The 10,258-nt window shown below is 36.1% G+C and carries 9 protein-coding genes; 5 read left to right on the top strand and 4 right to left on the bottom strand.

Annotation, left to right across the window (positions count from 1 at the left end):
• Positions 1-109: 109 nt before the first annotated feature.
• The gene (locus M3Z76_RS04735; protein WP_293921430.1) at positions 110-661 is read right to left on the bottom strand and encodes a cupin domain-containing protein; all 552 of its coding nucleotides are present in this window, start codon (positions 659-661) and stop codon (positions 110-112) included.
• A 212-nt stretch (positions 662-873) separates the two neighbouring features.
• On the opposite strand from M3Z76_RS04735, the gene M3Z76_RS04740 reads away from it, so the two are divergent.
• The gene (locus M3Z76_RS04740; protein WP_293921428.1) at positions 874-1,263 is read left to right on the top strand and encodes a topoisomerase; all 390 of its coding nucleotides are present in this window, start codon (positions 874-876) and stop codon (positions 1,261-1,263) included.
• A gap of 703 nt (positions 1,264-1,966) precedes the next feature.
• The gene (locus M3Z76_RS04745) at positions 1,967-2,671 is read left to right on the top strand and encodes a C40 family peptidase (protein ID WP_293921425.1); all 705 of its coding nucleotides are present in this window, start codon (positions 1,967-1,969) and stop codon (positions 2,669-2,671) included.
• 809 nt (positions 2,672-3,480) lie between these two features.
• Here the strand turns inward: M3Z76_RS04745 and M3Z76_RS04750 are convergent.
• Together M3Z76_RS04750 and speB are read right to left on the bottom strand one after the other, a co-directional pair.
• On the bottom strand, positions 3,481-3,735 hold the full coding sequence (locus tag M3Z76_RS04750; protein ID WP_293921423.1) for a hypothetical protein: 255 nt from the start codon (positions 3,733-3,735) through the stop codon (positions 3,481-3,483).
• A 1,403-nt stretch (positions 3,736-5,138) separates the two neighbouring features.
• The gene (speB, locus tag M3Z76_RS04755) at positions 5,139-6,011 is read right to left on the bottom strand and encodes an agmatinase (RefSeq protein WP_293921421.1); all 873 of its coding nucleotides are present in this window, start codon (positions 6,009-6,011) and stop codon (positions 5,139-5,141) included.
• Positions 6,012-6,272: 261 nt separating this feature from the next.
• Here speB and M3Z76_RS04760 point away from each other — a divergent pair, with 261 nt between their 5' ends.
• Complete coding sequence (locus M3Z76_RS04760) at positions 6,273-8,324, top strand: transglycosylase domain-containing protein (protein WP_293921418.1); 2,052 nt, start codon at positions 6,273-6,275, stop codon at positions 8,322-8,324.
• 435 nt (positions 8,325-8,759) lie between these two features.
• On the opposite strand, the gene M3Z76_RS04765 is transcribed toward M3Z76_RS04760, so the two are convergent.
• Positions 8,760-9,272, bottom strand: a complete 513-nt coding sequence (locus M3Z76_RS04765; protein ID WP_293921416.1) for a YwhD family protein — start codon at positions 9,270-9,272, stop codon at positions 8,760-8,762.
• A 63-nt stretch (positions 9,273-9,335) separates the two neighbouring features.
• Between M3Z76_RS04765 and M3Z76_RS04770 the strand changes: the two genes are divergently transcribed.
• Positions 9,336-9,524 carry a 2-hydroxymuconate tautomerase gene (locus tag M3Z76_RS04770; RefSeq protein WP_293921622.1) on the top strand — a complete coding sequence of 63 codons (189 nt, stop codon included), beginning with the start codon at positions 9,336-9,338 and terminating at the stop codon, positions 9,522-9,524.
• 53 nt (positions 9,525-9,577) lie between these two features.
• Entirely contained in the window at positions 9,578-10,255 is a 678-nt protein-coding gene (locus M3Z76_RS04775) for a class A sortase (protein WP_293921415.1), read from the top strand.
• Positions 10,256-10,258: the final 3 nt, after the last annotated feature.

The raw sequence follows: 10,258 nt of genomic DNA on the forward strand, positions 1-10,258 counted from the left end.
TTTTATAAATGACTATAACCTTATTATTATAGGATGTTTTTTAGTGTTTAGGCAAGGAAATAACAAAAAGGGTGTTGAGAAAGATTGTACTCTCCCAACACCCTAAAGTTTATATTTTTTGTCCTATGTATTTCTCTAAATTGCGATATTTATTCAATAACCTTCCTATACCTACTAGTGCGCTAAACAACCCTCTTTGTACACGCAATGATTTGCCAGCTATCAATGTATTTTGCAATTTTAAAATTAAAGCTAGATGGAAAAGGCTTTTCGGTACACCTTGCTCATTCGTTAGCCCATCATCCATTAATCCATAATGAATGCGGACAGACTCCTCGAATTGCGATGGTGGTGTTAATTTTACTTGAAAGCGTACATCTTCATGGTGATTATTATTAAATGTATGCGCTATGCCTTTATCAGCAGTAATTGATTGCCCCTTTCCCAAAATATAATTTCGCTCCCCAACTGTAACAGTTAATATGCCTTCCAAAACGATAAACTTTTCCACAAACTCATCATGACAATGTAGCGGAGGTCCCTCTCCCAATGGAGGCAATGTCACCTCAATTAGTAAATGCTCTCCATTTGTAGCGGCGGCTGTCTCAATAAACGTAATTTGCTCACCTGTATACTTATGCTGTACTGTTGCTGCTAGCATTACTTCACCCTCCTCAACATTAGTGGGCTCATTATAAAATACGGAGGTTAAAATTTAGTTAAAAAAACGAGAATAGCTAAAATTTTTTATATTTTACCTAGCCTAATATAGTAGGTGAGGTGCACAAGATTATGCTTTAAATTGAAACCTTTACCAATCAACCCCGTCGAAATTACAGAATGTACAATTTATTTTTAAAAGGAGAAGTAGAGATGCTAAAAAAAGCTATAATTCCAGGAATTTTATTGCTTTCAGCTTTATTAGTTGGATGTAATAACAAGAACGAAGAGCAGGTTCAAGTAATAGAAAATGAACAAAATGTAGCAGAAAGTGAACATGGAGAATTATTATCAGAATTAAATAACGAAATAATAGCATCAATTATAGAAAAAACGAAAGTTGATCGGGAGTCTATAGCCATCATGCTAGGTCATGGCACTAGCCAAGGAAATATTGATGTATCCGTCGGTTTTCCAAAGGATGCAAAAGTTGATGATACGCTAATTCAACAAATAGTTGGAGATGCTATAAAAAAAGTTTCTGAAACAGAGAACGTAACAATTAGCGAAGAAAATATAGCAATAAAAATTGAGAGATATTAACGACAGGCAATCAACTTTAAAATGCACTGAAGCAAATAATAAAACAGGGCTGATTCTACATCTATTAGGAATCACGCCCTGTTTTTATTTTAGATCTTATTTCACCCAGCCTAATATGGTTAGATTGTAAGGTGAACATGATAGACTGATAAACCGTTGATATATCAGTAGTTTAAGAATTTCGCCCCACTTTGTATTGTGCAAATTACTGCATAGAATAGCCTTGTATTAGGGCTGAATAGGAGCTAATAAAAATAGGTGGACATGTGTGTAGGAATGGTTGAGTTTTAACAGATTGGGACTTATTGCTTCAATTTTATATATCACTATTGGTTATTCATTTGTTGTATTTCTTGTATAAATTCCGTAAACGGGCTACCACCCAACATCAAAATACTAAGTAATGAAAGGTCGAATAAACATCGTGTCAATTCGATTTTTTAATTAATAGTTAATAAATCCTGGATTTAACACTGTATTATTTCGTCATTTGATAAAGAATTTTAACAATTCTCATTAAATTTTCTGAATCTAAAACTTACTTCAACATAATACATAAAATCTATCTAACTCATTATTTTGCTACCTTTCACATACCATATCCAATTCTATCAAAAAAAATATATACCTCCTTATTTTTACAAAATACGACATTCGCATCGTGTTATCATACTAATTAAATACAACAAAGGAGGCTTTAACAATGAAATTAATTAAACTTCTTGTCTTTTCATTTATCTGTTTTGTAGTATTTTCTGGATTTTCAGTCCTTGCTTCAGCAGAATTATCAAACCCTAAATCTGAAGTAGATTTATCAAAATTTGAATTTAAAGAAGTCAAAATAGAAAATCTATCACCTGAATTTGGAGAATTTTCTCCGTCTGATGTTGAGGAGCTATTACCATCTAAAGAACAATTTTCACCATACTCTTCTGCATACTATCCTGGTACTTCAACATTAATACAATCAGGTGATATTCTATATTCTAATAAAAGCATAGCAACATTCTATGCAGGTCATATTGCTATAGTAGGCACAGACTTCCAAGTTAAACACACGCTACCGCTTACTCCAAGAGCATCCCAATCTGTACAATCGTATTTCAATCAATTTGACGATATTTATCTTATAAAACCTCTAAATGCAACTGCAGCCCAAAGATATCAAGCTGCTCAATGGGCTACAAATAATCTAAATAACATTAGCCACTATTCTTTTAATGGAAATTTAAGTGTTATTTCTGCAAATTACTGTTCAAAATTTGTTTGGCAAGCCTATCAATTCGGCGCATCAGTAGATATTTCAACTTTTAAACATATTGGTGGTGGTGGGTTAAACGCTCCTATTTTTGTACTCCCAGATTCAATTAAATCAGATAGTGATAACATTAGTATCAGGCTTCAATAAAATAGAAAACAGAGGCCCTTAATAATCTGACCCAAAAAAGTTAAACATATTTAGCTAATCAACTTCTAAGACCTGAGTTTGGTACTCCACCCAGCTTAGGTCTTTTAATTTTGCATTCATTCGTTTGTGATTGTAATATCAGCATATTTATCAGTACGATTCAAACGCTTTTCCCAATAATAATATGTACTACGTAGAATATCAGCGACTTTGATTAATTCCACCACTTCATAAATTTCCTTTAGTTCGTAAATTACTTGCGCTTTAATTTGGTTGGTAATTTTTCATGCATTTGAACTAAAATATTCAACCTTTTTAAGTATGCGTTCTCCATTTCTAATTATTTAATACGTGCTGTTAACGCCTCAACAGCCCCTTCAGTTGATATTGATTTCGTTGTTCTTTTTGTTTCTGTTTTCATAGATAAACGCCCCTTTTTCTTGGAAACAAGAGCATCCTAACCACCAACTTCAAATTTTAATTTCCAACTCTGAAGCAAACCAAGGATGAAATGTTAAAGTGAGCAACTGTATCAACTGAAGATAAACCTGTCTTGTTCATATAATTTAGTACATTCATTTTATAGTCAGCTGAGTAGTTTGTATAGAATTTTAAGAAAGTCGCTACACTATTTTTTGATAGCGGCGAACTCATTCCCTTACAACTCTACTCGTCACTTCGATACCTTCTGCAATTTCAATTATAGATTCATCTTCATTTAAGTATCGCTAGACTGCTTGAATACGTTGTTCAACCTTTACTTTTACGAGGTAGTTCATAATTCTCTAAGACTTTCTGTTTTTTAACCACTAAATTAGTTGCTTTATGAATTTATCAATCAGAACACCATACAATAACCATAAAGAAAAATGTATGAGAAAACCAGGAAATAACAACTTAAAATTTTCATGATCATATGTAATATTCCCCATATTCATAAGTATAAAAGAGAGTAAGGGGTCAACAGCAAGACCAACATCTTTAATAGGATTCACAATTAACTCAAATATATAATTAACTACTGCCAACACTGGTAACCAAAAAGCAAAACGTTTCAATAACAATAATTCCCCGCCACCTTTACAGTATCATTTTCTTCAAATAATTTAACAATTATATTGCTTATACTTTGTTAATTGACGTTTCAAAATAAGAAATTCAAATCATTTCTCCTTTACTAAAAAAATAATCCAGTTACTTCAATAATATCAGTATATTCTCAATTATCAATATATTAATGCGATAATTTAACTATTAATTTCTCTATGTGTATGTCCTTTATTTTGGTTTTGGATGGTTTACTACCGCCAAACCATTACAAAAGATTTTTTTGAGGGAAAATAAAATTACAGAAAATTAGGATTTAAAATCGGTGTTGAGTTATTTTAATGCGACACTAGTAATATTGAATAGCTAAAACATGCCTAATTTCATGACCTTTTAGCACTGTTAGATAACATAATAAAACACCCACAGTTTTATTGTGAGTGCCTTCATCATATATCTAACAATCTTCAAATGCTGCTACTTGTTAAGTTTCAACTTTACAGACTTGTGGTACATCACATAATAAAAAATCCCTTGAAAGATGCTCTAACGTATTTTTTTGTACAGCTCCTTCTGTAACATGTGATGCTCTTCAGTGGACATTTATACTTGCTTGTATTTCTTCTCGGTATATTCATATCGTCTTTCAAACAAGACTGCAAACTTTTTCGACTGTTTGTCATGAGCATTTGTGCATCTGTTTAGAGGAACCACTTATCCAAGAATCTTCTGGTACTCAGGTGTTTGGCGCTCATCTTATACTTCAATATTCGTGTTGTATATGTCTATATCAGATAGAAGAGTTTATTTTTGGAAAAAATCTATATGCTTGGTCTCAAAATGAATACCACGTGTTTGATGCTCATCATACTGCACACCAATGATTATTTCACAATTTAAATTATACTTCTGTTGATACGAAATAATTGTGTCTACATGTAGATATACTTTTTGGAATAGAGTTTCTATTTGTTCGTGAGTGTATTTAATTTCACTTTTATTTGAGTGTATATTGAACTTCCAAGTTGTAGATGGCTATATATCTGATATTGCTCTTCTTAGCCATGACTCTCTTTTTTTATAGGTTTCCGCTGATTTTATGGCTAATTTTTCTGCAAAAGCATCTATCGGAAATCTTCTTCAGAAATACGCAAAGTAATACTCGAATAATAATTACCCATTTTTTATCTCCTTCAGAAAAATAGATCTAGCTATTCTTTTTAGAAGCATTATAACAAAAACAATATATGTAAAATTAGTAAATTATATTTCTTGTTCTGCTGTTATTTCTGCAAAAATAGAAGCTTATGCTTAGTGAGAGTTTAAATACAAATGGCCTGTGAAATTTTACTGATCGTAAAATTTCACAGGCTTTTTAATTTAGGGGTGGGTTTTGTCCCAGCCTCTACTCAAGGGTTCGTTATTTCACCCAGCCTAAAATCATCTCACGAATTAGCTTAGCTGCTGTGTTCGCTGTCATTTCAGATACGTCGTAAATTGGTGCGACTTCTACTAAATCAAAGCCAACCACGTTTACATCGCTTCCTGCGATAGCATGGATAGAAGCAAGCAATTCTTTTGGTGTAATACCGCCGCAGTCCACTGTGCCTGTGCCTGGTGCATGTCCTGGGTCAAGGACATCGATGTCGATTGTCACGTAAACATTGCGACCAGTTAATGTTGGTAGGACTTCTTTTAATGGCTCTAGCACTTCAAATTTTGAAATGTGCATGCCATTTTCCTTTGCCCAAATAAACTCTTCTTTTAAACCAGAGCGAATGCCGAATGAGTACACATTATGTGGACCAATATGTTCAGCGATTTTGCGAATTGGCGTTGCATGTGAGTATGGCTCACCTTCGTAGTCTGTACGCAAATCTGTGTGTGCATCAAAATGGATAATCGCTAAATCATTATATTTTTCGTATACAGCTTCCATAACAGGTAGTGATACTAAGTGCTCACCGCCCATACCAATTGGCACTTTGCCATCTGCTAATAGCTTGCGTACAAAGTCTTTAATTTCCTCTAATGATTTTTTCGGATTACCAAATGGTAACGGAATATCGCCTGCATCAAAAAACTTCACTTCTTCTAGCTCACGGTCTAAATATGGGCTGTACTCCTCTAAACCGATGGATACTTCGCGAATGCGTGTTGGACCGAAGCGAGAGCCTGGACGATAGCTCACTGTCCAATCCATTGGCATACCATATAAAACGGCTTTTGACTCTTCGTAATTTGGATGGCTTTTAATAAATACATTGCCTGAATATGTTTCATCGAATCTCATGAATCGTTCACCTGCTTATGATTATTCGGTCATTAATGATCTAGTCTCATTAAAATTCCCATGTTTATTGTATTTTATTGTGACTATGACACGCAATATAATACGAAACCTTTTTTCGACATTTTTCGTATACATATACGCAAGCCAAAAGTTTTTTTGTTGCTTGTATGAAAAATAACTGTCTAGACACATACTATGCATAACACAAATTGTGTGAAAATTGTATGTGTGCCTGGCACCTAAACAACGAGGTGATTGTTAATGAAAAGAAAACATTATATTCGCCAACGAAAACGCAAACGCTTCAGCAAGCGACTTGCCTTATTAACAATTACTATGGTTAGTGCTGTTATTGTTGGGCTCATATCGCTTCGCATTTATGCGCAAATTGCTGGAGCACCGACATTGACTGTACCAAAAGCGACCATTTTTTTAGACCAGCATGACCATCAAATTGGCGACTACTTTCAATCAGAGCGCCGCTATTGGCTTGAGCTAGATAAAATGTCACCATACTTAACAGAGGCAACCGTTGCCATTGAGGATAAAGATTTTTACAAGCATGGTGGATTTGATTATTCACGTATTGCTGGGGCTCTATTAGCTGATATTAAAGCAGGTCGCAAAGTACAAGGAGCGAGTACGTTAACACAGCAATATGCTCGAAATTTATATTTATCGCATGAGAAAACATGGACACGTAAAATAAATGAAGCACTTTATGCGTATCGTTTGGAGATTTTCTACTCAAAGGATGAAATTTTAGAAGGCTATTTAAATACTGTTTATTACGGGCATGGCATGTACGGTGCTGAGGCTGCGAGTCGCTATTATTTTGGCAAATCGGCAAGTGAGCTGACTTTAGCTGAGGCTGCGATGCTTGCAGGCATTCCAAAAGGCCCAACATATTATTCACCGATTGCTAATATAGAAAAAGCAACGAATCGACAAAAGCTGATTTTAACGTTAATGGAGCAGCAAGGGAAAATTACGGCAGAGGAAAAGGCGCATGCCGAAAAGGAGCAGCTCGTTTATAAAAATAGTGAATGGGTTGCGAGCAAGTCGATTGCCCCTTATTTTTTAGATGTAGTATGGACAGAGGCGAGTGAAATATTAGAGTCTAAAAACATGAACATTAGCGAGGGCGGCTGGACGATTAAAACGACATTAAATCAGGCGCACCAAAAGGCAGCTGAAGCAGCGATTGAAAAAAATATGCCAAAGACTGATTTACAGGTTGGTCTTGTCAGCATGGATGTCAATACAGGCTTTGTCACAGCGCTTGTTGGTGGACGCGATTATAGTACAAGCTCCTTTAATCGCGTAACTCTTTCAGAAAGACAGCCTGGCTCATCAATTAAACCGATTTTATATGCTGCTGCATTAGAAAAAGGCTTCACACCGCTAACGTTTTTAAATGTAGGTGAAACAATTTTCACTTATGATAACGGACGTGCCACATATAAGCCACAAAATGTGAATGGTCAATTCGCATCACAGGAAATGTCGCTTGCACAGGCAATGGCGATTTCCGATAATATTTATGCAGTGAAGACGTTAGAGCAAGTTGGCTATAAAGCATTTCGTGAAATGCTACAGCGCTTTGATTTAAATTACACAGAAAAGGATAACCCTTCCATTGCGCTTGGCACAATTGAGACATCTTTATATGATTTAACAAATGCCTATAATACGATTGCTGCGGAAGGAGAAAAGCGCAGCGCAACAACGATTTTATCCATTACAAACGCCAATGGTGATGTTGTTTATCAGCATGCTAAGCCTGAAGAAAAGCGGGTATTATCCGCACAGGATGCTTATTTACTAACAGATATGATGACAGGTATATTTGACCCTGTTTATAGCGATTATTCACCTGCTACAGGAGTATCAATTCGTGGTCGCATGACACATACTTATGCTGCGAAATCTGGTACAACGATTAGCGATCAGTGGCTAATTGGCTATACACCAAGTATTACAACAGGGGTTTGGAACGGCTATGACCAAGGTAAAACGTTATCCGTTCAAGAAGACATGGCCGCTACAAAGCAAGTATGGATTGATTTCATGGAAACAGTGCATGATGGTAAAGCCAACGAGGAATTCCGTGTACCTGATGGCATTGAAGGTGTTGTCATTGATATCGAAACAGGCAAGCTTGCGATGGATGCCTGTCCAAAACAGCGACTTGTTCATGTGAAAGCAACTGATATACCAACTGAGAAATGCCGTACCTTTGAATTTTTCGAGCCAGATACTTGGGGCAACCTGCTGGACTTTGAGGTATTTAGCGATTTTTGGTGGAACTAAAAAAGCTCTTTCTTCCCCGGAATAACGGTTTCCGTGGGAAGAAAGAGCTTTCTTTCATGGTAAATGAAAGCATGAGAATCATGGGGCATTCGGCTTGGGTTGGTTCAAATGCCGCATAGCTCTCATAGCTTGCCTATTTACCATTCATTGTCCTAGCTCACTAACTGCAAGCCTTATATACAAGTGTACTTTTTTTCATGTGCACTTTCAACTACCTTATGTCGAATGAAGGAAATTGTCACATTTTGTTCATCTATTTTTCAACAATGAGGTCAAAAAAGATTGACGCATATTTTACAATCTCTTTAGAGTTCATAAATGTATTGGCGCTTTTCTTTATTATATCTGCGCTTATCCATAATATATCTGCGAATTCTTCACGGTTATCTGCGCTTTCCTCTCATATATCTGCGAATCTCCACAAGTTGGCGCTTTTTAAGCCAAATCATTTCGTAGCTTTTCCTCACTACGCTGCCATAGCTCGCTGTTATGCTGCTGTAGAAAGTCTGCTAGCACCTTTTTCGATACATCATCCATATGGTCTACAATAATTTGACGCTTCATGGATTTATCCATTTTGTTAACATGGTCAGCTAAAATTTTATAGCCGCGACGCTTTTCACGGTTCACGACCATTTCACATGCTGTCACACCTGCATAATATGGTCCATCCTCTTTATGATCAATTGTTACCCATACAAGCCAGTAGTTTTTCCCACCTGCTGAGTCCTCCCGATTGATTGTAAACTTAATGCCACGCTCCACAGCGCTTTTTGCATGCATTGCACCAATATCGACAATGGCTGTTTGCTCTTCCACATCTATAATAACAGGAGACACATTTTCCAATGTCAAAGAGCCGATACCGAATCCTTTATGTCCATCTGTTGGGTCATTTTTTATAATTGTAAAGCCCATTTTTTGCTTTGGTTTTTCTTCATTAAACATCTTCTATACCTCCAATTGTGCTATTATTAATAATATACACTAAACTACATAGAGGAGGACAATATTATGCCAATCATCACAATTAAAATGATTGAAGGTCGTACAGATGAACAAAAACGTGCACTTGTACAAGAAGTAACAGAGGCAGTTTCTAAAACAGTCAATGCACCAAAAGAAAATATTTCAATTATTATTGAAGAAATGTCTAAAAATCATTATGCTACTGCAGGCGTACTGCAAATGGATAAATAAAAACGAGGGTGCGCTGCTGAGACGCACCTTTTTCTATAAGGTCGGTGTTTTTAATGAAAAAACTGCGGGCTACTTTAAATTTAATTGCTATTATCGCCCTGTTTGCTATAGGGCTAACACTTATTTTCATTAAGCCCATCCAAGCATTGCTCGTGCAACATTTAAGCGAGGAGCTTGTGACTACCTCACCAGCAATACTCGAATTTAACGATGCATTAGAAGAAGCAGACTTCGATTTTGAAGAGGTACAATCACTATCGATATGGGAGGTATTGCAGGCACAAGCAAACCGCAAAGACTTGCCAGTAATCGGAAGTATTGGCATTCCAAGCGTTGACATGCAACTGCCCATTTTAAAGGGCGTTGGCAAAAATGCATTGGCAGTCGGTGCAGGCACAATGAAGCCTGAGCAAGTGATGGGGCAAGGTAACTATGCACTTGCCGCACACTATTTTGAAAATCGCGATATTTTATTTGGTCCTTTATATCACAGTGAAATTGGCGATGCCATTTATTTAACAGATGCTAACGCCATTTACGAATATCATATTACAAAAATTGAGGTCGTTGAGGCAACGGCAGTTCATGTTATCGAAGATGTGCCAAACGAAACCCTATTAACGTTAATTACATGCGCTGACGAAGGTTTGCGACGACTTCTCGTGCAAGCAAGCTTTGTCCAACAGTATGACATCGAATCACCGCCAAAGGCATTACAGCAAGCAAATTAAAAA

The sequence above is a fragment of the Metasolibacillus sp. genome (assembly GCF_025291715.1).
Lineage (GTDB): Bacteria > Bacillota > Bacilli > Bacillales_A > Planococcaceae > Metasolibacillus > Metasolibacillus louembei.

Coding starts and splice junctions, on each gene's coding strand:
- M3Z76_RS04735 (WP_293921430.1), bottom strand. CDS start 661: ATGCTAGCAGCAACAGTACAGCATAAGTATACAGGTGAGCAAATTACG.
- M3Z76_RS04740 (WP_293921428.1), top strand. CDS start 874: ATGCTAAAAAAAGCTATAATTCCAGGAATTTTATTGCTTTCAGCTTTA.
- M3Z76_RS04745 (WP_293921425.1), top strand. CDS start 1,967: ATGAAATTAATTAAACTTCTTGTCTTTTCATTTATCTGTTTTGTAGTA.
- speB (WP_293921421.1), bottom strand. CDS start 6,011: ATGAGATTCGATGAAACATATTCAGGCAATGTATTTATTAAAAGCCAT.
- M3Z76_RS04760 (WP_293921418.1), top strand. CDS start 6,273: ATGAAAAGAAAACATTATATTCGCCAACGAAAACGCAAACGCTTCAGC.
- M3Z76_RS04765 (WP_293921416.1), bottom strand. CDS start 9,272: ATGTTTAATGAAGAAAAACCAAAGCAAAAAATGGGCTTTACAATTATA.
- M3Z76_RS04775 (WP_293921415.1), top strand. CDS start 9,578: ATGAAAAAACTGCGGGCTACTTTAAATTTAATTGCTATTATCGCCCTG.